20 protein-coding genes are annotated in these 24,398 nt (G+C 72.8%); 8 read left to right on the forward strand and 12 right to left on the reverse strand.

Annotated elements, in window-relative coordinates:
* Nucleotides 1-60 precede the first annotated feature (60 nt).
* Nucleotides 61-3,339, reverse strand: a complete 3,279-nt coding sequence (lysX, locus tag ACFYW9_RS34795; protein WP_389159044.1) for a bifunctional lysylphosphatidylglycerol synthetase/lysine--tRNA ligase LysX — start codon at nucleotides 3,337-3,339, stop codon at nucleotides 61-63.
* Nucleotides 3,340-3,441: 102 nt separating this feature from the next.
* On the opposite strand from lysX, the gene ACFYW9_RS34800 reads away from it, so the two are divergent.
* Nucleotides 3,442-3,906, forward strand: a complete 465-nt coding sequence (locus ACFYW9_RS34800) for a universal stress protein (protein WP_351869090.1) — start codon at nucleotides 3,442-3,444, stop codon at nucleotides 3,904-3,906.
* A gap of 66 nt (nucleotides 3,907-3,972) precedes the next feature.
* Here ACFYW9_RS34800 and ACFYW9_RS34805 read toward each other — a convergent pair whose 3' ends face one another.
* Nucleotides 3,973-5,127 carry a CapA family protein gene (locus ACFYW9_RS34805; protein ID WP_389159046.1) on the reverse strand — a complete coding sequence of 385 codons (1,155 nt, stop codon included), beginning with the start codon at nucleotides 5,125-5,127 and terminating at the stop codon, nucleotides 3,973-3,975.
* A gap of 275 nt (nucleotides 5,128-5,402) precedes the next feature.
* Between ACFYW9_RS34805 and ACFYW9_RS34810 the strand changes: the two genes are divergently transcribed.
* The 3 genes from ACFYW9_RS34810 (at nucleotide 5,403) to ACFYW9_RS34820 (ending at nucleotide 7,503) form a co-directional block, all read left to right on the forward strand.
* A complete protein-coding gene (locus ACFYW9_RS34810) occupies nucleotides 5,403-5,951 on the forward strand; it encodes a sigma-70 family RNA polymerase sigma factor (protein ID WP_329302991.1) in 549 nt (182 codons plus the stop codon).
* Nucleotides 5,952-6,086: 135 nt separating this feature from the next.
* Nucleotides 6,087-6,602, forward strand: a complete 516-nt coding sequence (locus ACFYW9_RS34815) for a hypothetical protein (RefSeq protein WP_326784192.1) — start codon at nucleotides 6,087-6,089, stop codon at nucleotides 6,600-6,602.
* A 220-nt stretch (nucleotides 6,603-6,822) separates the two neighbouring features.
* Complete coding sequence (locus tag ACFYW9_RS34820) at nucleotides 6,823-7,503, forward strand: anti-sigma factor family protein (protein WP_389159049.1); 681 nt, start codon at nucleotides 6,823-6,825, stop codon at nucleotides 7,501-7,503.
* A 52-nt stretch (nucleotides 7,504-7,555) separates the two neighbouring features.
* On the opposite strand, the gene ACFYW9_RS34825 is transcribed toward ACFYW9_RS34820, so the two are convergent.
* From ACFYW9_RS34825 to ACFYW9_RS34835, 3 genes are all read right to left on the reverse strand, one after another.
* A complete protein-coding gene (locus ACFYW9_RS34825; RefSeq protein WP_389159051.1) occupies nucleotides 7,556-8,416 on the reverse strand; it encodes an Fpg/Nei family DNA glycosylase in 861 nt (286 codons plus the stop codon).
* 55 nt (nucleotides 8,417-8,471) lie between these two features.
* Nucleotides 8,472-10,547, reverse strand: a complete 2,076-nt coding sequence (locus ACFYW9_RS34830; protein ID WP_389159053.1) for a SpoIIE family protein phosphatase — start codon at nucleotides 10,545-10,547, stop codon at nucleotides 8,472-8,474.
* 78 nt (nucleotides 10,548-10,625) lie between these two features.
* Nucleotides 10,626-11,957, reverse strand: coding sequence for a DUF6777 domain-containing protein (locus ACFYW9_RS34835; RefSeq protein ID WP_389159055.1), 1,332 nt, complete (start codon nucleotides 11,955-11,957; stop codon nucleotides 10,626-10,628).
* Nucleotides 11,958-12,072: 115 nt separating this feature from the next.
* On the opposite strand from ACFYW9_RS34835, the gene ACFYW9_RS34840 reads away from it, so the two are divergent.
* Nucleotides 12,073-13,503 carry a lipase maturation factor family protein gene (locus ACFYW9_RS34840; protein WP_389159057.1) on the forward strand — a complete coding sequence of 477 codons (1,431 nt, stop codon included), beginning with the start codon at nucleotides 12,073-12,075 and terminating at the stop codon, nucleotides 13,501-13,503.
* Between the two features lie 21 nt (nucleotides 13,504-13,524).
* On the opposite strand, the gene ACFYW9_RS34845 is transcribed toward ACFYW9_RS34840, so the two are convergent.
* Genes ACFYW9_RS34845 through ACFYW9_RS34860 form a run of 4 tightly spaced genes read right to left on the reverse strand, consistent with a single transcriptional unit; the run spans nucleotide 13,525 to nucleotide 17,460 of the window.
* On the reverse strand, nucleotides 13,525-14,364 hold the full coding sequence (locus ACFYW9_RS34845; RefSeq protein ID WP_389159059.1) for an amidohydrolase family protein: 840 nt from the start codon (nucleotides 14,362-14,364) through the stop codon (nucleotides 13,525-13,527).
* Entirely contained in the window at nucleotides 14,361-15,347 is a 987-nt protein-coding gene (locus tag ACFYW9_RS34850; protein ID WP_389159061.1) for an aldo/keto reductase, read from the reverse strand. The genes ACFYW9_RS34845 and ACFYW9_RS34850 overlap by 4 nt, the downstream gene beginning before the upstream one ends.
* Complete coding sequence (locus tag ACFYW9_RS34855) at nucleotides 15,344-16,108, reverse strand: SDR family NAD(P)-dependent oxidoreductase (protein WP_389159063.1); 765 nt, start codon at nucleotides 16,106-16,108, stop codon at nucleotides 15,344-15,346. The genes ACFYW9_RS34850 and ACFYW9_RS34855 overlap by 4 nt, the downstream gene beginning before the upstream one ends.
* Nucleotides 16,105-17,460, reverse strand: a complete 1,356-nt coding sequence (locus tag ACFYW9_RS34860; protein WP_389159065.1) for an enolase C-terminal domain-like protein — start codon at nucleotides 17,458-17,460, stop codon at nucleotides 16,105-16,107. The genes ACFYW9_RS34855 and ACFYW9_RS34860 overlap by 4 nt, the downstream gene beginning before the upstream one ends.
* Nucleotides 17,461-17,667: 207 nt before the next feature.
* On the opposite strand from ACFYW9_RS34860, the gene ACFYW9_RS34865 reads away from it, so the two are divergent.
* On the forward strand, nucleotides 17,668-19,008 hold the full coding sequence (locus tag ACFYW9_RS34865; protein WP_351869126.1) for an amidase: 1,341 nt from the start codon (nucleotides 17,668-17,670) through the stop codon (nucleotides 19,006-19,008).
* Between the two features lie 220 nt (nucleotides 19,009-19,228).
* On the opposite strand, the gene ACFYW9_RS34870 is transcribed toward ACFYW9_RS34865, so the two are convergent.
* Nucleotides 19,229-19,405, reverse strand: coding sequence for a hypothetical protein (locus tag ACFYW9_RS34870; protein WP_328445530.1), 177 nt, complete (start codon nucleotides 19,403-19,405; stop codon nucleotides 19,229-19,231).
* 526 nt (nucleotides 19,406-19,931) lie between these two features.
* Between ACFYW9_RS34870 and ACFYW9_RS34875 the strand changes: the two genes are divergently transcribed.
* On the forward strand, nucleotides 19,932-20,519 hold the full coding sequence (locus ACFYW9_RS34875; RefSeq protein WP_389159067.1) for an HD domain-containing protein: 588 nt from the start codon (nucleotides 19,932-19,934) through the stop codon (nucleotides 20,517-20,519).
* A 99-nt stretch (nucleotides 20,520-20,618) separates the two neighbouring features.
* Nucleotides 20,619-21,443, forward strand: a complete 825-nt coding sequence (locus ACFYW9_RS34880; RefSeq protein WP_389159069.1) for an SDR family oxidoreductase — start codon at nucleotides 20,619-20,621, stop codon at nucleotides 21,441-21,443.
* A 9-nt stretch (nucleotides 21,444-21,452) separates the two neighbouring features.
* Here ACFYW9_RS34880 and ACFYW9_RS34885 read toward each other — a convergent pair whose 3' ends face one another.
* Both ACFYW9_RS34885 and ACFYW9_RS34890 read right to left on the reverse strand, forming a co-directional pair.
* Nucleotides 21,453-22,967 (reverse strand): SDR family NAD(P)-dependent oxidoreductase, encoded by a 1,515-nt coding sequence (locus ACFYW9_RS34885; RefSeq protein WP_351869135.1) that lies wholly within the window; start codon nucleotides 22,965-22,967, stop codon nucleotides 21,453-21,455.
* Nucleotides 22,968-23,066: 99 nt separating this feature from the next.
* Entirely contained in the window at nucleotides 23,067-24,395 is a 1,329-nt protein-coding gene (locus tag ACFYW9_RS34890) for a wax ester/triacylglycerol synthase family O-acyltransferase (protein ID WP_389159071.1), read from the reverse strand.
* Nucleotides 24,396-24,398 lie beyond the last annotated feature (3 nt).

Genomic DNA, 24,398 nt, shown 5'->3' on the forward strand with positions numbered 1-24,398 from the left:
GAGGGCTCACCACGCCGAACAACACCCGAAGGGCCTCGTGAATGCACCCGCCCGGCCCATTCAGCGGCGGCGCACCAGCGGGAACGGCAGCGTTTCACGGATCGTCAGGCCGGTCAGGAACATGACCAGCCGGTCGACACCGATGCCGAGCCCGCCGGTGGGCGGCATGGCGTACTCCAGCGCGTCCAGGAAGTCCTCGTCGAGCTCCATCGCCTCCGGGTCTCCCCCGGCGGCCAGCAGCGACTGCTCGGTGAGCCGGCGACGCTGCTCGACAGGGTCGGTCAACTCCGAGTAGGCGGTGCCCAGTTCCGTGCCGAACGCGACGAGGTCCCAGCGTTCCGCGAGCCGCGGGTCGGTGCGGTGCTGCCGGGTGAGCGGGGAGACGTCGGTCGGGAAGTCCTTGTAGAAGGTGGGGAGCTGGGTCTTCTCCTCGACGAGACGTTCGTACATCTCCAGGACGACGTCACCGCGTCCGTCGTCCGCCGTGTACGGCACGCCCGCGCGGTCGCACAGCCGCAGCAGCCTCTCCAGGCTCGTGCCGGCGTCGATCTCGTCCCCCAGCGCCTCGGAGACCGCGCCGTACACCGTCTTGACGGGCCAGTCCCCGGAGATGTCGTACTCGACGCCGTCCTTGCGGGCGACCGGTGTGCCGAACGCGGCGGTGGCGGCGCCCTGGATCAGCTCGCGGACGAGGTCGAGCATCACGTCGTAGTCGGCGAAGGCCTGGTACGCCTCCAGCATCGTGAACTCGGGGTTGTGCTTGTAGGAGACACCCTCGTTGCGGAAGGTGCGGCCCATCTCGAACACCTTCTCCATGCCGCCGACGCACAGCCGTTTGAGGTAGAGCTCGGGCGCGATGCGCAGATAGAGGTTCAGGTCGTAGGCGTTGATGTGGGTGGTGAAGGGCCGGGCGTTGGCTCCGCCGTGGATCTGCTGGAGCATCGGGGTCTCGACCTCCAGGTAGCCGCGGTCGAGCAGCCCCTGGCGCAGCGCCTGGACGGCGGTGGAGCGGGCGCGGACGACGTCGCGGGCCGCGGGGCTGGACACCAGGTCGAGATAGCGGCGGCGGACCTTCGCCTCGGGGTCGGCGAGGCCCTTGCGCTTGTCGGGCAGCGGGTGCAGGCATTTGGCGGTGAGCCGCCAGGAGGTGACGAAGACCGTGGGCTCGCCGGAGTCGCTGGCGCCCGCGAGACCGTCGGCGCTGATGTGGTCGCCGATGTCGATCACCTGCCGGAAGCGGTCGAGCGCCGAGCCGGACTCCTTGCGGGTGAGGGCGATCTGGAGGTCGCCCGACCAGTCGCGCAGCACGGCGAACAGGAGGCCGCCGAAGTCGCGTACGAGCATCACGCGTCCGGCGACGGTCACGTCCTCGCCGCCGCGGACGTCGGCCAGGACATGCGTGCGCGGCGGGATGCCGACCGGGTAGGGGTCGGTGCCCTCGGCCCGCAGCCGGTCGAGTTTGCGGTACCGCACGCGGACCTGGTCGGGCAGCCCGGTGGTGGGGTCATCGCTCCCGGCCCCGCCCTCCGCGTCGAGGCCGAGGGCCGCCAGCGACGGCAGTCCCGCGGTCGTGGCGGGTGCGGGTCCGCCCTTCGGATGTCCCTTGCCCCACAGACTGCGCAGCGAGGGTACGGAGACGAAGCCCTCGGCGATGGCGGAGGCCATGCCGATGCGGGCGAGGGCGCCGGTGTCGCCGTAGCAGATGAAGCGCGGGTACCACTCCGGGTGGTACTTGGCGTTGGAGCGGTACAGGGCCTCCAGCTGCCACCAGCGGGAGAAGAACAGCAGCAGTCTGCGCCAGAGTCTGAGCACCGGGCCGGCGCCGATGCGGGCGCCCTCCTCGAACACGGAGCGGAACACGGCGAAGTTGAGGGAGATCCGCCGGACCCCGAACTTGCCGGCGACCGCGCACACCTCCGCGACCATGAACTCCATGACTCCGTTGGGCGCGCTGCGGTCGCGGCGCATGAGGTCGAGGGAGATGCCGTCGCGGCCCCAGGGCACGAAGGACAGCAGCGCGAGGAGCTTGCCGTCGGACCCCATCGCCTCGACGAGCAGGCAGTCGCCGTCCTCGGGGTCGCCGAGCCGGTCCAGGGCCATCGAGAAGCCGCGCTCGGTCTCGGTGTCGCGCCAGGCGTCCGCCCGGCTGACGATCTCCTCCATCTCGCTGTCGGTCAGGGTGGAGTGCCGGCGGACCCGGCAGGTCGCGCCGGTGCGCTTGACGCGGTTGACGGCCTGCCGGGTGACGCGCATGTCGCGGCCGGACAGGTCGAAGCCGGCGACGTGCAGGATCGCCTCGTCGCCGAGCTGGAGGGCACCGAGCCCGGAGCGCGCGAACGCCTTGGCGCCCTCCTCGGACGCGCCCATCGCGGCGGGGGCCCAGGCGTAGCGGCGGGCGATGTCCAGCCAGGCGGCGATCGCGTGCGGCCAGGCCTCCCGGTCGCCGACGGGGTCACCGCTGGCGAGGCACACGCCGGCCTCGACGCGGTAGGTGACGGCCGCCTTGCCGCTGGGCGAGAAGACGACGGCCTTGTCGCGGCGGGTGGCGAAGTAGCCGAGGGAGTCGCCGCCTCCGTACACCTGGAGCAGGGCGCGGATCCGGGCCTCCTCGTCGCCGTGCAGGGCCGCGACCAGGCGCTGGGAGCGGAAGAGCGTGGCGGCCGCGTTGAGCAGGGCCAGAGCGCCGAACAGGCCGAGCACGAAGAACAGCCAGCGCGGTGGACGGCCGTCGAACGAGCGCCCGGAGACGAGTCCGCCGCAGACCCGGTTGGCGGCCCACAGCAGCCGCTGGCCCTCCGCCAGAGTGCCGGGGAACAGCTCGACCAGGCCCCAGCCGAGCAGGATCGCCACGACGAGTCCGGTGACCAGGACGAGCAGGGCCCGTCGTACGGCGGCGCGCCGCGAGTCGGCGTAGAACTCCCGCCGGGCCACGATCAGCAGGGCGAGCAGGAGTCCGCAGACGATCAGCGAGGGGATCGAGGCGGCGTACAGGCCGGCGGCGATCCCGAGGATGTCGGTCAGGACGAGCAGGCCGAGGTAGACGACCACGAGCCACCAGGCGATCTTCTTGCGGGCGGCCGTCGCGGCGGCGAGCAGGAAGAGGAAGACGGCGTACGCGAGGTTGGCGCTGACCGGGATGACCAGCAGGTCGAGGAAGCGCACGACCGGACGCAGCAGTGCGCGCAGCGGGGGTATGAAGGCGAGCAGGGTGCAGAGCAGACCGATGGCGACGAAGAAGGCCGCGAAGCCCTCGGGCACCTTGCTGAGGAAACCGGTCCCGGGCGGCCGTGACGGGCCGCCGGCGGTCTTCGGTGGACGGGCCTCCACGGTGGCACTCATGGATCCGACTGTAGGAAGAGCGGCGGCGCCCCGCCCGTCGAGCGGATCTCGGCGGCTCCCCCCGGGGCGGGCGGATCCGCGGGTTCCGATAGCCTCGCAGCCGTGACGGAAGAGCAGCACGCGCATCGGTTCGAGCGCGGGACGGACGGTCCCAAGGTCATCGTCGTCGGTGTGGACGGCTCCGACTCCTCGCTGCGCGCGGCGGCGTACGCCGGTGGTCTGGCCCGGCGCCAGCGGGCGCTGCTGGCGGTGGTCTACGTCAAGCCGGTGATGGCGGCGGGGGCGGCTCTCGGGGTGCCGGTCGCGGACACGACCGACGAGATCGCCGAGGATCTGGTGCAGTACATCCGCGACGCCGCCGAGCGGGTGAAGGACATATTCGATGTGCGCTGGGAGTTCCACACGTTCCGCGGCGACCCCTACAACGGCCTGGTCACCGCCGCGGACGAGCTGAAGGCGGACGCCGTGGTGGTCGGGGCCTCGGAGCAGTCCGGGCACCGGATCATCGGTTCGGTGGCGGTCCGGCTGGTGAAGGCGGGCCGCTGGCCGGTCACGGTCGTGCCGTAGGCGGTGCGGCGGGAGTGCCGTGGAGGGTCGCCGCGGACGTGCCGTGCCGGTCGGTGCGGTCCCGCGTCATTCGGCCATGACGAGGCCGGACCGGCCCGCGCCCCTGCCGAGGACGACGTCGCGGATCCGGTCGCGGACGGCGCCGACGGTGGCGCCCCGCTCCAGCGCCGCGTCCAGGTCGACGACCCGGCCGGCGTCGAGGTCGAAGGCCAGCGGGACGAACTCGGCCTTCGTCACCTCCCAGCGCTGCGAGCGCCGCGCGGGCGGGGAGAAGGTGAAGCGGCCGAGGGTGCTCTCGTTGCCGCGCGGGTCCTGGACGCCCTGGTCGTTGTACATCTCGCCGGCGATCTGGTCGCCCGTGCCGTAGACGACCCAGGTGCCGTTGACCTTCTCGTACGCCTGCGGGACATGGGAGCGGGTGCCGAGGATCAGGTCGATGTCGGGCCGGCCGCCGGTGCGGGAGGCGGTGAGCTGTCCGCTCAGCCGCAGCTGGCGCTCGTCCGGCCCGTCCTGCCATTCGGTTCCCCAGTCGAGGGAGACGACGACCACGTCGGCGCCGGCTCTCCGGGCGGCTCGGGCGTCCGCGACGATCCGGGCGGGGTCGGTCAGGCCGACCGCCCAGGGCTGTCCCTGCGGCAGCGGATGCCCGTCGGTGTCGTCGGTGTACGCGAGATGCGCGACGCGGGCGCCGCCCGCCCGCATCAGGGTGACGGCGCTCGCCTCCCGCTCGCCGCGGGCCGATCCCGCGTGCCGCACGCCCGCCCGGTCCAGCGTGTCCAGGGTGCGCCGGACGCCGTCGGCGCCGTCGTCCAGGGTGTGGCTGGAAGCGGTGGAACAGGAGTCATACCCCGTGGCGGCGAGCCCCGCGACCACCTGGGGAGGGGTCTTGAAGACGTACGAGCCGGTGGGGTCGCCTTCGGCGTCGCGCACGGTCCGCATGTGACAGAGCGCCAGGTCGGCCCGGGAGACGAGGGGTTGGACACCGGCGAGCATGGGCCGGAAGTCGTATCCGGTGCCTCCCGCGTCGGAGCCGGCCCGTTCGAGGACCGAGCTGTCCGGCAGGACGTCGCCGGCGGCGACGAGGGTGAAGCCGCGGGCGGCGGGGGGCCCGGGACGCCCGCCGGGGTGCCGCGCGGCCGTGTCGTGGGCCTGGCTGGTCACCGCGGCCGCGATGAGGGCGGCCGCGAGGGCCAGCTGGATCTGTCGCGCGCGTGTGATCATGCCGGGCCCCATGCGGTCGCATTTCCCTACTAATAGATACGCATCCACGTATACGGGCCGCCCGCAGTCAAGGAGACACCGCCGCGGCTCACCCGTTCGGTGTTCACGGGCGTGCCCGCCGGGGCGAACGGCGGTACGAACGCGGCGGTCCCGGAATTCGCGGCTCCACCTCGGCCGACCGTTCGGCGCACCGTTCGCCGACCGCTTCGACCGCCCACCGCACAACCGTGTCCCCGGTCTGTCCGCGCGGGGCCCGGGGCGCTGGCATACACGCCATGACGGCCGGAACCACCACCATCACCCCCAGGACGACCGCCGAGCACGAGCTGGCCGCGCTGCAGCGCGAGCACGGCCGCCCCCTCTTCGCCCTGCTGCTGCGCCTGTCCGACGGCGACCGCCAGCGCGCCGAGGACCTGGTGCAGGAGACGTTCGTCCGCGCCTGGCAGCATCCCGAGGCCCTGCGCGCCGACGACTTCGACTCCGTACGGCCCTGGCTGCTGACCGTCGGACGGAGGCTGGCCATCGACGCGCGGCGGGCCCGGCAGGCACGGCCTCCGGAGGTCGGTGACGCGATCCTCGACAACGCGCGGGTCTGCGCCGATCACGCCGAACGCTCGGCGGCGGCGCTCGATGTGCGAGAGGCTGTGAAGACACTCACTCCCGAACACCGTGAAGTCCTGGTGTTGGTGTACTTCCAGGGGGCCAGTGTGGCGGAGGCCGCCGCGGCGCTCGGAATTCCGCCCGGTACGGTGAAGTCCCGCGCGTACTACGCGCTGCGCGCCCTGCGCCGGGTTCTTCCGGGATACGCGGCCGACCTGCGGTGAAACCGAAGGCTTAGTCAAACCTCCGTAAAGCGCCTTGCCGTGGACCATGGTTGAGCAATCAGCTTGCCTCATCCGTTTTCCGGACTGGGGCCCGGGGTCGGGCGACGCGCACGCACCGGAGGAAGGCAGGAAGGGATGCTGCACAGAGGGCAAGAGAGCACGGACGGCACCGGTGGGGGCGAACTCACCGTCCCCATGGCCTGGTTGTACGCCGAGTACATCGCCGACGAACTGCTGCGGACGGGCGACCTGATGCCGCCCACCTCCTTCGAGTTCCGCGCCGGGCGCGACGCCCTCGCGCTGACGATCTTCCTGTCCGACAGCGGCGGCGAACTCTCCGGGATCCGGGTCATCACCCAGCTGGAGACCTGGCTTTCGCTCACGGCGTACGACCAGCCCTGGCACACCTGGGTGCGCGAGCACCTGGCGCTGCGCGCGGCCGAGTCCACCGGATGCGCCGGGCCCGATCCCGATCTGGAGCTGGCGTCCGCGGCCTGGCGGTGGCTGGAGGAGACGGAACTGCTCGCTCCGGACCTGGACGCGGTGCCCGGCGGCGGCTCCGTGCCTGGTGAGGACGACGGCCCCAAGGTGTGGACGGCGGCCTGGCGGCTGGGGCTGCCGCTCGGGCATCTGGCCATCCACCTCTTCTGAGGGCGGCCGTGACCGCGCCGGAATCACTTCCGGCGGCGGCCGCGACCGCGCCGGGAACAATTCCCCGGCGCTCGCACCAATCCGCGAGCGCCCCCGCTCCGAACGTCTTGACCCCGATTCCTGACGAGTCTTGAGTGATTCGACGGTCTGATGCGTACCCGTGGGCAACAGCAACACCACTCACAGTCCGCACCAACGCCACGAGGATTCGGTATTCGGTATGAGGTCCCTGGAACGGCATCGCGACGTCGGCGCCTATGCGCTCGGCGTGCTCGGCGAGGCGGAAGCCTTCCGCTTCGAGGACCACCTCGTGGAGTGCGCTCAGTGCACGGCGTTCGTCAGCGAGTACCGCCCCGCCACACGGCAGTTGATGCTGTACCGGCGGTCGACGCCGCGCAGCGTCCACCCCTTCGCCGCCCCCGGGCCGCGGCTGCTCGACCGGCTGCTCGGCGAGGTGGCCACGCGCAACCGGGCCCGGCGCCGGCGCCTCCTGTTCGCCCTGGCCGCCTCCGTGGTCCTCGCGACCGGCGGACCCGCGCTCGCGCTCGTCGTCGGCCACGACTCCCCCTCGGACAGTGCCGTCGTGGCCGACCCCCCGTCGAGCCAGATGGCCAGGACCGACGCGGAGACCGGCGTCTGGGCCCAGGTGACGACCCGCGAGCGGCTCTGGGGCAGCGACATCGAGGTCGAGGTCAAGGACGCCGAGGGTCCCCGCTCCTGCGAGCTCGTCGCCATCGGCAAGGACGGCTCGGAGCAGTCGGTGACGAGCTGGATGGAACCCGCGGACAACGAGGCCCCCCTCACGATGCAGGGCGGCTCGTCGATGCGGTCCGACGAGATCCGCCGGTTCGAGGTGCGCACGGCGGACGGCGAACACCTCGTGACGCTCAACTCCCCCTGAGCGAAACCCGTTTCACCGCCCGAGGCACCGAGGGACCGCCCGCCCGGTCCGTCTACTTGAGCAGCCGGGACATCCGCCGGTCCGCCAGCGGCTTGCCGCCCGTCTGGCAGGTCGGGCAGTACTGCAACGAGGAATCGCTGAAGGAGACCTCGCGGATGGTGTCACCGCACACAGGACAGGACTCCCCCGTTCGCCCGTGCACGCGCAGACCGCTCTTCTTCTCCGACTTCAACCGCCCGGCGGCCAGCCCGTGGGAGCGCTCCACCGCCTCGGCGAGCGTGCCGCGCAGCGCCTCGTACAGCCGCCGGGTCTCCTCGGGGGTCAGCGAGGAGGCGATCTTGAAGGGGGACATCCGGGCGGCGTGCAGGATCTCGTCGCTGTAGGCGTTGCCCACACCCGCGATCAGGCTCTGGTCGCGGAGCGCGCCCTTGAGCCGGCGCCGCTCGTCCTGGAGCAGTCCGGCGAACCGCTTCTCGTCGAAGCCGTCGGCTAGCGGGTCCGGGCCGAGCCGGGCCACGCCGGGAATCCGCTCCGGGTCCTCGACGACGTACACGGCGAGCCGCTTCCGGGTGCCCGCCTCGGTGAGGTCGAAGCCCTCGCCGGTCTCCAGCGCGACACGCAGCGCGAGCGGCCCCTTGCCGGGCCGGGGCGGGCCGTCGGGGAGCGTGTCCTTCCAGTGCAGCCAGCCCGCACGGGCCAGATGCGTGACGAGGTGCGGGCCGTCCGTGCCGATGTCCAGGAACTTGCCGAACCGGCGGACCGCCGTGACCTCGCGTCCCTCCAGGGCCGAGACGGGAGGGTCGTACGTCTTCAGGACGCTGACGGCGACGGGCAGCACGCGCACGACGCGGCGGCCGACGAGACGTTCGGCCAGGAAATCCTTGAGCGCCTCGACCTCGGGCAGTTCCGGCATACGTCCAGAGTGCCATCCGGCGCCGACGACGCCAGGGACCGGACGACGCCGGGCGTCAGGTGCGCTCCCGGACCATGAACTCGCACCACACGACCTTGCCGCCGCCGCGCGCCTCGACGCCCCACACGTCGGTGAGGCGGTCGACGAGCAGCAGTCCGCGGCCCGAGACACCGGACTCGCCCGCCTCGCGGCGGCGCGGCAGCGCGCTGGAGGAGTCCTCGACCTCGACGCGCAGTCTGCGGTCGGATCCGGCCAGGACGCGCAGGGTGACGATGGCCGAACCCTCGGTGTGTATGAGGGTGTTGGTGATCAGTTCGTCGGCGACCAGCTCGATCTCGTCGGCCCGGTCCCGGGCTCCCCACGCGCGGACGGCGGCCCGGATCATGTGGCGGGCCTCGCTGAGCGCCTCCGGGTCGCCGGGCGCCACATGCTGCTGGAGGCGTCCGCCCGAGCGCTGGTCGATCAGACCGTGGCGGCGCAGGAGCAGCAGGGCGACGTCGTCGTCGCCGCCGCGGTCCTCGGCCATGTCGATGAGCCGGTCGGCGAGGTCGCTGACGTCCTCCGGGCCACTGCGGATGAGTTCGCCGAGGATGCGCATCCCCTCGTCGAGGTCGACACCCGGCTCCTCGACGAGTCCGTCGGTGCACAGCAGCAGGGTGTGGCCGGGGTCGAGCTCGACGGTGGAGACCGGGTATTCGAGGCGTCCGAACTCGGCGGACAGGCCGAGCGGCAGGCCGCCTTCGAGGGGCAGCCGTCGGCAGGTCCGGTCGGTGGAGCGGACGAGCGGGTCGATGTGGCCGGCCCGGACGAGCTGGGTCACTCCGGTGGACAGGTCGACCTCGGCGTACAGGCAGGTCGCGAAGCGGTCGGTGTCGAGTTCGTGGAGGAAGAGCGAGGCACGGGCCATCACGGTGGCCGGGGTGTGGCCCTCGGCGGCGTAGGCGCGCAGGACGATGCGGAGCTGGCCCATGACGGCGGCGGCGTGCGTGTCGTGGCCCTGGACGTCGCCGATGACGGCGCCGACGCGTCCGCCGGGCAGCGGGATCAGGTCGTACCAGTCGCCGCCGATGTCGCGGCCGAGCGAGGCGGAACGGTAGCGGACGGCGATGTCGGCGCCGCTCACGCTGGGGATGGAGCGCGGCAGCATGGCCTGCTGGAGGCCCTGGGCGAGGTCCTTCTCCTGCTCGAAGAACATGGCCCGCTGGAGGCTCTGGGCGATGCTGCTGCCGAGCGCGACGAGGACGTTGCGCTCGTCCTCCGAGAACCCGTGCCGGTCGTTGTAGAGCAGGCCGATCGCGCCGATGGGGCGCGCCTGCACGATGAGCGGCAGATAGGCGGCCGAGGTGATCTTCAGACCGGTGATGTTCGGCCACAGGAGCGGATACGACTCGGCGAACTCCTCGGGCGACTCGATGAAGTGCGGTGCGAGGGTCCGTACGACCTCGTTCATCGGGTACTGCGCGTCCAGGCGCGTGACCCGGGTGCCGGGGACGTAGCTGTGCTCGGGGCCGGTGGCGACCATGCGGATGCGGCCGGACTCCACCAGGCCCATGACCAGGCTGGCCGCCCCGAGGTGGGTGAGGCCGTGGGTGTCCTGGAGCACGTCGATGACGTCCTGCACGGTGACGGCGTGGGCCAGCGCGGCCGTGGTGAGCTGGACGACGCTGGTCTGCTGGCGCCGCACCTCGTTCTGGGCGGCCTGTTCACGGCGCGCCGCGCTCTCGTCGAGCTCCGCCGTGGCGTCACGGACGATGCCGATGATGCGGCGCGGCCTGCCGTTGTCGTCGCGGCGGATGTAGCCCTGGGTGTGGGTCCAGCGCAGAGCTCCGTCGCGGCGGCGGATACGGAAGTAGGCGCCGTAGTTCTCGCTGCCGTCCTTGAGCGCGTGGGAGACCATCGTGTCGAGCCGTCGCGACTCGGCCGGCGGGACACGGATGCCCAGGGTGGCGGGCTGCCCGTCGTATTCGTCCGGGCGCATGTCGAAGATCTCGTGGGCCTGGGCGTCCATCTGCATCAGACCGGTGTCCAGGTCCCAGTCGAAGCTGCCCATGCGGTTGAGCGCCAGGATCGGATCCGGGTGGGCGGGCCAGTCGTCCGGGAGTGACAGGGCGCTCGCTCCCCGATCAACCATGGGGCCACCATGCCAGCATTTGCCCGATTGTTCGACTTCTGGAGGGCCTGGTTCCAGGCCCCCCGGACGCGAGGGTGTTCACCTGCCGGGGGTGTCGGCCGAGACGTCGAAGACGCTGTCCGGACCGGTCGGCCCGTCGGGGATCAGCCCGCCGTCGGGTGCCTCGGGGCTGTCCGGGCCGGTGTCCTCGGTGGGGGTGCCCGGCTCGTCGGACGGTTCCCGCGGTGCCGGGGGCTCCGGTGAGCCGGAGCGGCCGGGGTCGGCCGGGCCGGTCGGCGGATCCGTGGTGTCGCCCGAGGGGGCCGCGGTGGTCGCGGGCGCCGTCGTCGGCGCCGCCGTGACGGTGGCCGAGGGGCAGTGCGAGGGCTCGGCGCTCGATCGTGCGGAGCGGCCCGGCCCGGCCACGTCCATGGCGGCGCCGTCCGTCGGCACGGCGGTGGGCGCGGTGCCCGGTCCGGTGCTCTCGTCCGGGGTGCCCTCCCCTGTCCCCGGTGTCGGCGTCACCGTCACCGTCGCGGTCGGCGTGGGGCAGTCGGACGCGGAGGCGTCGGGGGACGGGCTCCGGCCGCCCGGCGAGGTGCCGGCGGAGGGCTCGCGCGCGGTGGCGGAGTCGTGCGGCAGCGGGTCCGGGCTCTCGGGCGGCGGTACGGCGTGGTCGTGCCGGTGGCCCTCGTACCCGACCGGCCGCTCGATCCAGGTGTGGTCGGCGACGTCGACGATCGTGATGTCGGTGATGACGGCGGGCGCCGGCGTCACCGTCACGACCTGGGCGGGCCGGTACCCGCTCCAGGGCCTGCCCCGGGTGTCCGGGTTCCCGCCGGCCTTCGTGGGCCGGCCCAGCGGGTTGCCGCAGGCGCAGCGGACCCGGGGTACGCCCCGGTCGTCGACGAGGACGGCCGTGCCGGCCTGGAGGACGGCCTGGAAGCCGGTGGCCCGCCCTGCGGCGAATCCGTGGTCCGTGACGCCGGTGTCGGCGCGGAGCACGACCGGGGTGAGCCGGCGCAGGTAGTCCGGGACGGACTCCGGGGAGATCCCGGAGAGTTCGGCGAAGACGCGGGCCCTGGCCCGGTCGGCGGCGAGGAACCTGATCTGCCGGGCGACATCGCAGCTGCCGGCGTTGCGGGTGCCGCCGTACAGGCCCGGGGTGGCGCCCGAGACGGTGCGCGCCCCCCGGGTGCCGGTGGGCGACGGTTGCGGCGTTCGGGTGACGGGCGGCGGGGGTGCGGGGGTGGTGTCGGTGGGCGCCGTGAAGGGGTCGGGCCCCTGGACCGCGAGGGGCTGGAGGAGCACCTCGCCGGTGGATCCGTTCGGCGCCGTGCCCCCGCCACCGCCGCCGCAGCCCGCTACGACAAGGAGTGCCGCCGCGAACGCGCAGGTCGCGACAAAGGTCCTGGTGGGTATGTGCACCACGTCTCTCCCGTCCGTCCCGGGCAGTTGGTGCCTCATTGTCTGCGTCACTCTCTTGGCGCACGCAAGCGGAAATCGGTCACCCAGCGTCACAATGGAGAGGAGAGGAGCACCCGCCATGGAGTGGTTCGTCGCACCCGACTACTGGCTGAGCCGGCTGGTGTTCCAGCGGGGGCTGGCCGTGCTGTATCTGGTCGCGTTCCTGGGCGCGGCCCTGCAGTTCCGCGCGCTGACCGGGGAGCGCGGGATGCTGCCGGTGCCCCGCTTCGTGCGGCACGTCGCGTTCCGGGACGCGCCGAGTGTCTTCCACTGGCGCTACTCGGACCGCTTCTACGCCGCCTGGTGCTGGACGGGCTGCGCGGTGTCGGTGGCGCTGGCCGCCGGGCTCGACGGGTATCTGCCGCTCTGGGGGGCGATGCTGCTGTGGCTCCTCCCGTGGGCCCTGTACCTGTCGGTCGTCAACGTCGGCCAGACCTGGTACGCGTTCGGCTGGGAGTCGCTGCTGCTGGAGGTGGGCTTCCTCGCGGTGTTCCTCGGCAACGACGAGGTGGCGCCACCGGTCGTCGTGCTGTTCCTCATGCGCTGGGTGCTGTTCCGGGTGGAGTTCGGCGCGGGGCTGATCAAGATGCGGGGCGACGCCTGCTGGCGGAACCTGACCTGCCTCTACTACCACCACGAGACCCAGCCGATGCCGGGTCCGCTGAGCTGGTTCTTCCACCATCTGCCCAGGCCGTTCCACCGGATCGAGGTGGCCGCGAACCACTTCACCCAACTCGTGCTCCCCGTGCTGCTGTTCACTCCGCAGCCGGTCGCGACGGCGGCGGCCTCGCTGATGATCCTGACCCAGTTGTGGCTGGTCCTGTCCGGCAACTTCTCCTGGCTGAACTGGACGACGATCGTGCTCGCCCTGAGCGTGACCGAACTCCCCGGCACCGCGCCCCGGACTCCCGCCGCGCCGCTGTGGTACGAGGTGGTCGTCCTCGTGGTGGCCGCCGGTCTGCTGGCCCTCGGCTACCGTCCGGCACGCAATATGGTCTCCCGGCGGCAGGTCATGAACCGCTCCTTCGACCCGCTCCACCTGGTGAACACCTACGGGGCGTTCGGCAGTGTCAGCAGGGTGCGTCACGAGGTGATCGTCGAGGGCACGGCGGACGAGGTGCCGCGCGAGGACGCGGACTGGCGGGAGTACGAGTTCAAGGGCAAGCCCGGCGCTCCGCGGTACTGGCCGCGCCAGTTCGCTCCGTACCATCTGCGGCTCGACTGGCTGATGTGGTTCGTGGCGCTGTCTCCCGGCTACGCCGGAACCTGGTTCTCGGCTCTCGTGGAACGGCTCCTGGAGAACGACCGTGACACCCTGCGGCTCCTCCGCCGCTCCCCGTTCCCCGCCGACGCCCCGCCCCGCTACATTCGCGCCCGCCTCTTCCGCTACCGGTACACGACGTGGCACGAGCTCCGCGAGACGGGCGCGTGCTGGCACCGCGCCTATGTGCGCGACTTCCTCCCACCGACGCGGCTGGAGGGCGCCGCCGAGCGGGAGGTGCCGCGTTAGCGCGCGGCCGGCGACCGCCGGTCAGAGGCGGTAGACGCGGGTGGCCGTGGCGGTGAGGACGGCCCGGCGCCCGCTCTCGCCCAGGTCTGCCGTCAACGCCCGCGCCACCTCGACCACCTGGCCGTACGTCGCGGCGAGCGTGCACACGGGCCAGTCGGAGCCGAACATCGTCCGTCCCGGGCCGAAGGCCTCCAGGACCGTGTCGGCGTACGGCCGCAGGTCGTCGGTGGTCCAGCGCGCCGGATCCGCCTCGGTGACCATCCCGGAGAGTTTGCAGACCGTGTTGGGCAGCGCGGCCAGCTCACGGACGGCGCCCGCCCAGGGGTCCAGGGCGCCGGTGGCGATCGGCGGCTTGCCCAGGTGGTCCAGCACGAAGACGAGTCCGGGGTGTTCGGCGGCCGCCCGTACGCAGGCGGGCAGCTGGCGGGGCACGACGACCAGGTCGTAGACGAGCCCGGCGTCCGCGACGGCGGCCAGTCCCCGCCGCACGTCGGGGCGCAGCAGCCATCCGGGGTCGCGTTCGCCCTGGACCTGGTGGCGGACGCCCCGGAGACGAGAGCCGCCGGGCAGGCTCCGCAGCCGCGCGATTTCGTCGGCGACGTCCGGCCGGGTCAGGTCCGTCCACCCGACCACGCCCGCGACCAGGGGAGTGCGCTCCGCGAGCGCGAGCAGTTCCGGGGTCTCCTCGGCCACGGTGACCGTCTGGACGAGGACCGTGCGGTCCACCCCGGCGGCCGCGGCCGGCGCTTCGAGGTCGGCGATCCCGAAGTTCCGCCGCAGGGGCCGCAGTCCGGGGCCGGTGATCCATTCCTGGTCGCGGACCGACAGGTCCCAGACGTGGTGGTGCGCGTCGACGGTCACGAAGGCTCCGGTGCGGGCACGGGCGCGGTGGCGGGGAGCAGACCCTCCGTGCGCAGTTCGCGCCAGAAGTCCGGGGGCACGGGCGTCGCGAACCGCTCGGCGCAGTCGCGGACCTCGGCCCCCGAACGGGCGCCTGCCAGGACGCTCGTCACCGCCGGGTGGGCGGCCGGGAAGGCCAGGGCTGCGGCGCGCAGGCTGGTGCCGTGGCGTCCCGCGATCTCCTTCAGTCGCAGGGCACGGTCGAGCAACTCGTCGGATGCCACAGCGTAGTCGTACGTCGCTCCCGGTCTCGGGTCCGCCAGCAGGCCGGAGTTGAAGGCGCCGCCGATGACGACGGAGGTGCCGCGGTCCCGGGCGGCGGGCAGCAGTCCGGTGAGCGCGCCGTGGTCCAGGAGGGTGTAGCGGCCCGCGCACAGCACCACGTCGACGTCCGTCTCGCGGACGAACCGGGTGAGCGTCTCCGTCTGGTTCATGCCCGCGCCGATCGCTCCGACCACACCCTGCGAGCGCAGTTCCTCCAGCGCGGGGTAGCCCTCGCGGATGGCCTGCTCGGCATGGTCGTCGGGGTCGTGCAGATAGACGACGTCCACTTGGTCCAGGCCGAGCCGTTCGAGGCTGGCGTCCAGGCTCCGTCGTACGCCGTCGGCGCTGAAGTCCCATACGCGGCGGTGCGTGGCGGGCACCGCGAAGCCGTCGGCCAGGTCGTCGCCGCCGGTGTCCACGGGCTCCAGGAGGCGGCCCACCTTGGTCGAGACGGTGTACTCCGCGCGGGGCAGGCCGCGCAGGGCCGCGCCCAGGCGCCGTTCGGAGAGGCCTAGGCCGTAGTGCGGGGCGGTGTCGAAGTAGCGGATGCCGCTCGTCCAGGCGGCGCCGACGGCCTCGTACGCCTGCTCGTCGGTGACCTCGGTGTACAGGTTGCCGATGCCGGCGGCGCCGAAGGACAGCCCGGTGACGGGGACGCCGCTCCTGCCGAGGGTGTTCACCGGACCGCCGGGCGCGGCCGCAGGCCCTGCATCCCGCCGTCCACCGCGAGCGCGGTGCCGGTGGTGGATCCGGACAGCGGGCTCGCCAAGTAGGCGATGGCGCCCGCGACTTCCGGTGCCGACACCAGACGGCCGGTGGGCTGGCGGGCCTCCAGCGCGGCACGCTCGGCGGCCGGGTCGGCAGCGGCGTCCAGGAGCCGGCCGACCCAAGGGGTGTCCACCGTACCGGGGTTGACGCAGTTGACGCGGATGCCTTCGCCGACGTGGTCGGCCGCCATGGCCAGGGTCAGAGCGAGGACGGCACCCTTGGACGCCGAGTACAGCGCCCGCTGGGGCAGGCCCGCCGTGGCAGCGACCGAGCAGGTGTTCACGACGGCCGCGTGCGCGGACTCCCGCAGGTGGGGAAGGGCGGCGCGGGTCGTCCGCACGATGCCGAGGAGATTGACGTCCAGGACCCGGTGCCATTCCTCGTCGTCGTTGTCCTCGACGGTGCCGCGGGCGCCGATGCCCGCGTTGTTGACCAGGATGTCGAGGCCGCCCAGGTCCGCGACCGCGGCGGCGACGGCCGCCCGCAGGGAGGCGTCGTCGGTGACATCGGCCCGGTAGCCGGTCAGGGGCTCCTCGACGGCCGATGGATCGAGATCCAGGACGGCGACCCGGGCGCCGCGGGCCGCGAGGAGACCGGCGGCCGCCCGGCCGATCCCCGAAGCGCCCCCGGTCACCAGCGCCTTGAGTCCGTCGAAGTCCTGAGAGCCCGTCATACGGCGTTTCCCTTCGGGTCGTCGGCGGTCCGCCGGGCGAGGTCGGCGGCCCAGAAGGTGCCGCCGGGATAGGTGAACTCCGCGACGGACTCGGGCCGCATCGCGGCGGAGAAGCCCGGCGCGGTGGGCGCGGTGTAGTGGCCGTCGCGGATCACCACCGGTTCGGTGAAGTGCTCGTGCAGATGGCCGACGTACTCGATGACGCGGCCCTCGGTGGTGCCGGACAGGGCGACGAAGTCGAACATCGCGAGGTGCTGGACGAGTTCGCACAGGCCCACACCACCGGCGTGCGGGCAGACCGGGACGCCGAACTTGGCGGCGAGGAGCAGGATGGCGAGGTTCTCGTTGACTCCGCCGACCCGGGCGGCGTCGATCTGGAGGACGTCGAGGGAACCCGCCTGGAGGAGCTGTTTGAAGACGACGCGGTTGTGCGCGTGTTCGCCGGTGGCGACCTTGACGGGGGCGACCGCCGCGCGCACGGCGGCATGGCCGAGGATGTCGTCGGGGCTGGTCGGCTCCTCTATCCAGTAGGGCCCGCACTCGGCGAGCGCCTTGGTCCAGGTGATCGCCTCGTCCACGTTCCAGCGCTGGTTGGCGTCGACGGCGATTCGGATGTCCGGGCCCACCGCGGCACGGGCGGCGCGGCAGCGGCGCAGGTCGTCCTCCAGGTCCGCGCCCACCTTCAGTTTGATCTGCCGGAAGCCCCCGGCGACGGCCTCGACGGCCAGCCGGGTCAGCTTCTCGTCGCTGTAGCCGAGCCAGCCGGGCGAGGTCGTGTAGGCGGGGAAGCCGCGTGCCCGCAGGGCCGCGGCGCGCTCCTCGGAGCCTTCCCTGCCCCGGCGCAGCAGTTCCAGCGCTTCCTCGGGGGTCAGCGCGTCCGTGATGTAGCGGAAGTCGACCTGCCCGACGAGCCATTCGGGATCGGCCTCCGCGAGCAGTCGCCACAGCGGTCGGTGCGCGCGTCGTGCGGCCAGATCCCACACGGCGTTGACCACGGCGCCGATCGCCATGTGCATCACGCCCTTCTCCGGTCCGAGCCAGCGCAGTTGGCTGTCGCCGACCAGGTCCCGGGAGAGGGAGCCGGGGTCGGCGCACAGCTCGTCGAGGGACCGTCCGACGACGTGTCCTCGCAGCGCGTCGATCGCGGCGACCTGGACGTCGTTGCCCCGCCCGATGGTGAAGGCGAAGCCGTGACCCTCGGCTCCGTCGGGGGCGTCGGTGCGCAGCACGACGTACGCGGCCGAGTAGTCGGGGTCCGGGTTCATCGCGTCCGAGCCGTCGAACGCGCGCGAGGTGGGGAAGCGGATGTCGTGGGTGTCGACCGCGACGACGCGGGCGGAGGTCGGAGGCACGGCGGGCCTTTCCGTCGGCGGCAGGGGTCCATGGCCGGGTGCGGAGGAATGCTCGGTCCCGAGGATCTCCCCCGGTACCCGTCCGCGTACAGCGTCGGACGCGCTCCGGTCCGAAGGCCGGGGGCCCGGACCCTCGACGCGGCGCCCGGACTGTGGGCAGAGTGCTCCCGTAACTACTCACCAGTACGAAACGAGTGAGGAGCGCCCGTGACCACCTGGCCCGGCCGGACCGCCACCGAGATCGCCGCAGCCGTACGCGAGAAGAGGGTCACCCCCCGCGAGGTGGTGGCCGAACACCTCGCGCGGATCGAACGCCTCGACGGGCGCGTCGGCGCCTTCCGTACGGTCCGCGCCGGGGCCGCCCTCGCGGAGGCCGACGAGCTGGCCGGCAGGGACCTGGGCCGGCTCCCCCTGGCGGGTGTGCCGGTGGCGGTGAAGGACAACCTCGCGGTGCGCGGCGAGCAGACCCGCAACGGTTCCGCCGCGACCCCGGACGCCCTCGCCGAGGAGGACCACGTCGCCGTGGCCCGGCTGCGCGCGGCGGGCGCCGTCGTGGTGGGACTGACGAACGTGCCCGAACTCTGCGTCTTCGGCACCACGGAGGGCGTGTACGGCAACGCGCGCAACCCCTGGGACCTGTCCCGTACGGCGGGCGGCTCCTCGGGCGGCAGCGCCGCGGCGGTCGCCGCCGCGATGGTGCCGATCGCGCTCGGCAACGACGGCATGGGCTCGCTGCGCATCCCGGCCGCCAACTGCGGTCTGGTGACCCTGAAACCGGGCCACGGGGTGGTTCCCGCGGGGATCGGTCACGGCGACTGGTTCGGCATGTCGGAGAACGGCCCGCTGGCCACGACGGTCGAGGACGCGCGGCTGATGTTCGCCCTCCTCGCGGACATCGAGCCGGCCCCGCCCGCGGAGCCCGCCACCCGCAGGATCGCCCTGTCGGTACGCAGCCCGCTGGCCGGAATTCACGTCACGCGGCCGTATACGAACGCCGCCCGGGAGGCCGCCGCCCTGCTGGCCGAGGCGGGTCACCGGGTGCGGACCGCGAACCCGCCGTACCCGCTGTGGCTGGGCACGACCTCGCTCGCGCACTGGACGGCGGGCACCGCGGTGGACGCCGAGGACCTCGACCCGCGCAGGCTGGCCCGGCGCACCCGCGTGCACGCCGCGGTCGGCCGCCGCTTCGTGACGGGTGCCCGCAAGGGGGAACGCCGCGAGCAGTTGCGCGGACGTCTGGCGGCGTTCTTCGCGGAGTACGACGTGCTGCTCACCCCGGCGCTCGCCCGGCGCGGTCCCGCCTCCGTCGACTGGCACAAGCGGGGCTGGCTGCGCAATGTCCTGGCCAACACCAACTACTCGCCGATGACCCCGCCGTGGAACCTCACCGGCTGGCCCGCGATGTCGGTTCCGTTCGGAAGGCTGCCGGGCGGCGCCCCCTGTGCCGTCCAGCTCGTCGGCCTGCCCGGCTCCGAGGCGGCTCTGCTCGATGTGGCCGGGCAGCTCGAGGTGCTGCACCCGTGGCGGCGTACGGCTCCGCTCGGCTAGGGCCTGTCTGACAATTCCCGTCTGCCCGGCGACGCCATGCACGCACTCTCGCCGGGGCGGAAGGTGGTGCCGTCCGGCCGGAGGGCGTTGCCGTCAGGCCGGGAGGCGGCGTCACATGCCGAAGCCGCGGCCGGTCGTCGGCCGCGGCTTCTCCTGTTCGGCATGCGCGCGGGTCCGGCACTCCCGTGCCGTGTCCGGTCGCGCCGGCTCCTGGCGTCGGTCAGTCGACGCTGGGCAGGATGTGGGGCTCGGCGAGGTCGTCCTCGTAGCCCGCGAGGCGGATCGGGGCGGACCTGGCCCACACGTCCAGGCTTCCGAGCTTGGTGTCGGACCCACCGCCGAGGTGCTCCCTGCGTTCCTTGGGGCCCTGATCGAGATTCGTCTTCTCTGGTGTCACCGCGCACTCCTTATGTGTCGGGTCACCCTCGGGACGTTAGGGCCCGGTGCTCTCGGGTCGCCTGACGGCCGCTCGGGTATGAGTCGAAGCAGTTAGGGACGCGGTGGCGCCGGTAACTCGTGTGAGAGCAGGCCGTGGTGACCGGCTTGTCCCGGGACGGACCGTGGGTGTGGGTGGACCCCAGTAAGTCTGTCCGTCGGCTACAGCCTAACCAAATGAGCGGCACCCCGCTCTATGGGGCTGAAAACGTGAGGTTACTGTCACACGTCATCCAGGGCCCATCAGGCCACGATCTGCGGTGATTTGAAACATGATGCCCTCTTCGCGGCCACCCATTCGGCTCAATATCGCCCCTGGAGGGGTGTGTCGGGGTATGTCATGGCACGCGTGAATCACCGTCGGCCGACGGCCGTCGCGCGCATCCGGCCCGAAGGCGCCACGCAGTTCAGTTCCCGTTGGCCGGTTCGCAAGGAGGCCATGCTGTGCTGTCGCACGGCAACGGCCTTTCTCGCGGGAGGACTGACGCATGGAGCTGCGCAGCGTCGAGGAGCTGATGAACCTGCTGCACGCCTGCCGGGGCGTCCACGACATTCCCGAGCTCACCCGCTCCCGGCCTCACCCGGGCGGGGGAACGCCCGCGGGCGTTCCCGTCGATCTGCACGACCACGCCCTGCAGACCGCCGCACTGCTGCGGCGGGGCCACCCCAGCGACAAGGAACTCCAGGTCGCGGGCCTGGTGCACGACATCGGGCATCTGCTCAGGCCGGGCGCCGACGCCGGGCACGCCGACCTGGCCGCCGACGCGGTACGGCCGCTCCTCGGCGAGCGCGTCTCCGGTCTCGTCCGGCTGCACGTCGCGGCGGGGCGCTATCTGGCGGCAGCCCCACCGGGCCCCGGGCCGTCCCCGCGCGACACGCTCGCCCCGGATGCCGCGATGACCCGGCACGAGGCGGCCGCGTTCGAGCACGACCCGCTGGCCGAGGACGCGATGACCCTGTGGCAGGCGGACGACGCCGGCAAGGTCCCCGGCCTGTACGCCGGGGAACTGGAGGACTGGCGCACCCTGCTGGAACTCGTGGCGGAACGTTCCGCGCGACTGGGAGCCGCGGACTGACAGGTGCCGGCGTCCTGCCCGCGCCCGCCGCGCCCGCCCGCCGGAAGCGGCCGTCGCCGGGGCCTGTCGGCTGACGGCCCGTCATGAGACGGTACGCGGATGACGTCGCCGTACGGTCTGGAGGGCAGGGCCGCCATCGTCACCGGCGCCTCACGCGGAATCGGTCTCGCCGTCGCCGAGGCGCTCGCCGCGTCGGGGGTGCGCGTGTGCGTGAGCGCCCGGGACCCGGACGCGGTGCGGCGCGCGGCCGGACGGGTCGGCGGCGTCGGCCTCGCCGGTTCCGTCACCGACGGAGCGCATCTGACGGAACTGACCGCGGTGACCCTGCGCGCCTTCGGACGCCTGGACATCGTGGTCAACAACGCGGCGACCAACCAGCCCTACGGCCCGCTCATGGACGCCGACCCCGATCGCTGGCGCGACGCGTTCGCCGTGAACGTCGAGGCACCGCTGCGACTGGTGCAGTGCGCCTGGCGGGCCTGGATGGGCGAGCACGGCGGGGCCGTGGTCAATGTCTGCACGGAGGGCGCCGGACACGTCGGTCCCCAGGTCGGCGCGTACGGCACCAGCAAGGCCGCCCTGCTCCATCTGACCGGGCAGCTGGCCGGCGAGCTGGCCCCGAAGGTGCGGGTCAACTCGGTCTCCCCCGGCCTCGTCCGTACCGAGATGGCCCGCTTCGTCTGGGAGGACTCCGAGGACGAACTGGGCGCCGGGCTCCCGCTCGGCCGCATCGGACAGCCCGAGGACGTCGCCCGCGCCGTGACCTGGCTGGTCTCCGACGCGGCCGGATGGATCACCGGTGCCGATCTGCTGGTCGACGGGGGGACGCGGGTGAGAGCGGCCTACCCGGGCTCCCCCGCCCACGCCGTCCACGAACGGCTGCGCGCGCGGACCCCCGACGGGCGGCGAGGGTCCGCGCCGTGACCGGCGGTCCTACCACTTGCCGGGCGCGTAGTCCTTCATGAAGACGCCGTACAGGTCCTCGCCCAGCTCGCCGCGGACGATCGGGTCGTACACGCGGGCCGCGCCGTCGACGAGGTCGAGCGGGGCGTGGAAGCCCTCGTCGGCCAGGCGCAGCTTGTCGTAGTGCGGGCGCTCGTCGGTGATCCAGCCGGTGTCGACCGAGGTCATCAGGATGCCGTCGGTCTGGAACATCTCCTGGGCGCTGGTACGGGTCACCATGTTCATGGCGGCCTTCGCCGCGTTCGTGTTCGGGTGGCCCGCGCCCTTGTAGCCGCGGCCGAACACGCCCTCCATCGCGGAGACGTTGACGACGTAGGCGCGCCCCGCGGCAGCCGCGCGGGCGGCTTCGGCCATCTGCGGCCGCAGCTTGCTGATCAGGATGAACGGCGCCGTGTAGTTGCAGAGCTGGGTCTCGAGCAGCTCGACCGGGGAGATCTGCTCGATGGTCTGCACCCAGGTGTTGCTCTCGACGACGTCGGGGAGCAGGCCGCCCGCGTCGATGGCGGTGCCCTCGCGATGGCGGACCACACTGGCGTTGCCGGCGACCAGGGCGAGATCGGCCACCTTCTGCGCCTCGAGGCCGGACACGCCGACGGGCAGCGCGGTCAGTCCGTCGACCGCTCCGGAGTTGAAGGCGCCGATGATCTCGCGGGCGGGCAGTTCACCGGCGGGAAGCGGCGCGCTCTCGCCCTCGACGAGCGCGGCGTAGGCGGACGGCAGCCGGCGCACGGTCTGCGTGGCGTTGTTGATCAGGATGTCGAGCGGGCCCTGCTCGGCGACACGGTCGGCCAGCGCGACGGCCTGGGCCGGGTCGCGCAGGTCGATGCCGACGACCTCCAGGCGGTGGATCCAGTCCGCCGAGTCGTCCATGGCCTTGAAGCGGCGGATCGCGTCGTTCGGGAAGCGCGTGGTGATCGTGGTGTGCGCGCCGTCACGCAGCAGGCGCAGCGCGATGTACATGCCGATCTTGGCACGGCCGCCGGTGAGCAGCGCCCGCTTGCCGGTGAGGTCGGTGCGGGCGTCGCGGCGGGAGCGGTTCAGGGCGGCGCAGTCCTGGCAGAGCTGGTGGTAGAAGTAGTCGACCTCGACGTACCGCGTCTTGCAGGTGTAGCAGGAGCGCGGGCGCTGGAGTATCCCCGCGATCTTGCCCTCCTCCGTCACCGACGACGGCAGGATGCCCTCGGTCTCGTCGTCGATGCGCTGGGCGGAGCCGGTCGCGGTGGACTCGGTGACCTGCTTGTCGTGGGCCGTCTTGGCGGCGCGCCGCTCCTGGCGGCGGCGCTGCTTCACGGTCCGGTAGACGCCGGCGGTGGCGCGGCGCACGGCGATGGCGTCGGGGTGGTCGACGTCGATCTTCTCGAGTTCGTCGAGCACGCCGAGACAGACGGCCAGCCGCTCGGGGTCGATGCCGGGACCGAACGCGATGTCCGCCACATCTGTCGTGTCCACGGCGGGGGTCGCCCGGCCGTCCTCTGTCACCGTCATCGCTGCCGTTCCTCGGGTTGTGCGCCGCGTTCGAACCGCGCTCGCTTTCGAAGGCGGAATTTTACGGACCAATCGCGCGCGGCACCAAACCCGTTGTGATCATGGCGTGCAAGCGGTGATCAGTACGCGCACCTCCTCGGCCAGGGAACGGGCCAGCAGATCGAGGTCGGGAACGGCCTCGGCGTCGGCCACCAGCCCGTAGTGGACCTTGCCCCGATAGGTCGAGACGGCCACCGCGAGGGCCTGGCCGCGGGCCAGCGGGGCGAACGGGTAGACCTCGGTGAGCGGGCAGCCGCCGAGCTTCAGGCCGAGGCTGGGCAGCGGCACGCTGGTGACGAGGATGTCGAACAGCAGGCGTGCGGCCTGGCCCACGACCGGGCCGCCGAGCCGGTGCCCGAGCGGGGGCACGTGGTCGGCGAGCAGCGCGACGGCTCCCGCGCCCCTGTTGGGTCCGGCGTCCTTGTTCCGGTCCATCGCCGTCCGTACGGCACGCAGCCGGCCGAGCGGGTCCGGGTCGTCGACGGGAAGCCGTATCAGATAGCCCGAGAGCCGGTTGCCCTGTGGCTGCGCGGTGCGCGGCCGGCGCCGGGAGACGGGGATCAGGGCGCGCGGGGAGACGCCCTCGCTGCCGTCGCCGCGCTCGTCGAGCCAGCGGCGCAGGGCACCCGCGACGACGGCGATCAGGACGTCGTTGACGGTGCCGCCGACGGTCTTGCGGACGATGTGCACGTCGTCGAGGTCGATGACCACCCCGGCGGTGCGCCGGGTGCCGGTGGGCGACGAGGTGAGGGCGGGCGAGGACTGCGCGCCGAGTGTGGCGCGGGCCACCGACGTGCCGATGTCGAGGGCGCGGCCCACGTCGGAGAGGGTGTCGCGGACCAGCCCCGGCAGCTTGCGGACGTCCGGGAAGAGCCCTCGGGGCGGTTCGGCGGGGCGCGGGCGGGGTTCCGGCAGGTCCATCGGGTCCATGATGGCGGCGGCCAGCATCAGCGCCCTGAGCCCGTCGGCGAGCGCGTGGTGGAACTTGAAGAGCACCGCGAAGGACGTGCCGTCCTCGCCGGGCAGCACGTGCGCCTCCCAGGGGGGACGGCCGCGCTCCAGCGGGCGTTCCATGAGCCGGCCGGCCTCGGCGTGGAAGTCGGCGGTCGGCTTGTGCAGCAGGACGTGGTCCAGCGGCTCGAAGCCGGGCGCGGGCTCGCGGGCCGCGCCGCCGAAGGCGAGGGGTGCGGTGGGCTGCCACACGTCGCGGATGCGCATGCGCAGCCCGGGGACGGCGGCGGCGCGGGCCGCGAGCAGGTCCGCCGCGTGGGCGCCGGCGGTGGGCGAGTGCGCGGCGAAGACACCGAGGGCTCCGAGGTGCATCGGGTGCCGGTCGGACTCGATGTTCCAGAACGCCAGGTCGAGTGGTGCGAGGAGGTCGGAGATCAAGGG

Origin of the sequence: Streptomyces sp. NPDC002698 (assembly GCF_042888945.1) — a bacterium.
Classification (GTDB): domain Bacteria; phylum Actinomycetota; class Actinomycetes; order Streptomycetales; family Streptomycetaceae; genus Streptomyces.

Bases quoted from the DNA above. Each gene is read 5' to 3' on its own strand.
- lysX (WP_389159044.1), bottom strand. From the start codon at position 3,339: ATGAGTGCCACCGTGGAGGCCCGTCCACCGAAGACCGCCGGCGGCCCG.
- ACFYW9_RS34805 (WP_389159046.1), bottom strand. From the start codon at position 5,127: ATGATCACACGCGCGCGACAGATCCAGCTGGCCCTCGCGGCCGCCCTC.
- ACFYW9_RS34810 (WP_329302991.1), top strand. From the start codon at position 5,403: ATGACGGCCGGAACCACCACCATCACCCCCAGGACGACCGCCGAGCAC.
- ACFYW9_RS34815 (WP_326784192.1), top strand. From the start codon at position 6,087: ATGCTGCACAGAGGGCAAGAGAGCACGGACGGCACCGGTGGGGGCGAA.
- ACFYW9_RS34820 (WP_389159049.1), top strand. From the start codon at position 6,823: ATGAGGTCCCTGGAACGGCATCGCGACGTCGGCGCCTATGCGCTCGGC.
- ACFYW9_RS34825 (WP_389159051.1), bottom strand. From the start codon at position 8,416: ATGCCGGAACTGCCCGAGGTCGAGGCGCTCAAGGATTTCCTGGCCGAA.
- ACFYW9_RS34830 (WP_389159053.1), bottom strand. From the start codon at position 10,547: ATGGTTGATCGGGGAGCGAGCGCCCTGTCACTCCCGGACGACTGGCCC.
- ACFYW9_RS34840 (WP_389159057.1), top strand. From the start codon at position 12,073: ATGGAGTGGTTCGTCGCACCCGACTACTGGCTGAGCCGGCTGGTGTTC.
- ACFYW9_RS34855 (WP_389159063.1), bottom strand. From the start codon at position 16,108: ATGACGGGCTCTCAGGACTTCGACGGACTCAAGGCGCTGGTGACCGGG.
- ACFYW9_RS34875 (WP_389159067.1), top strand. From the start codon at position 19,932: ATGGAGCTGCGCAGCGTCGAGGAGCTGATGAACCTGCTGCACGCCTGC.
- ACFYW9_RS34880 (WP_389159069.1), top strand. From the start codon at position 20,619: ATGACGTCGCCGTACGGTCTGGAGGGCAGGGCCGCCATCGTCACCGGC.
- ACFYW9_RS34885 (WP_351869135.1), bottom strand. From the start codon at position 22,967: ATGACGGTGACAGAGGACGGCCGGGCGACCCCCGCCGTGGACACGACA.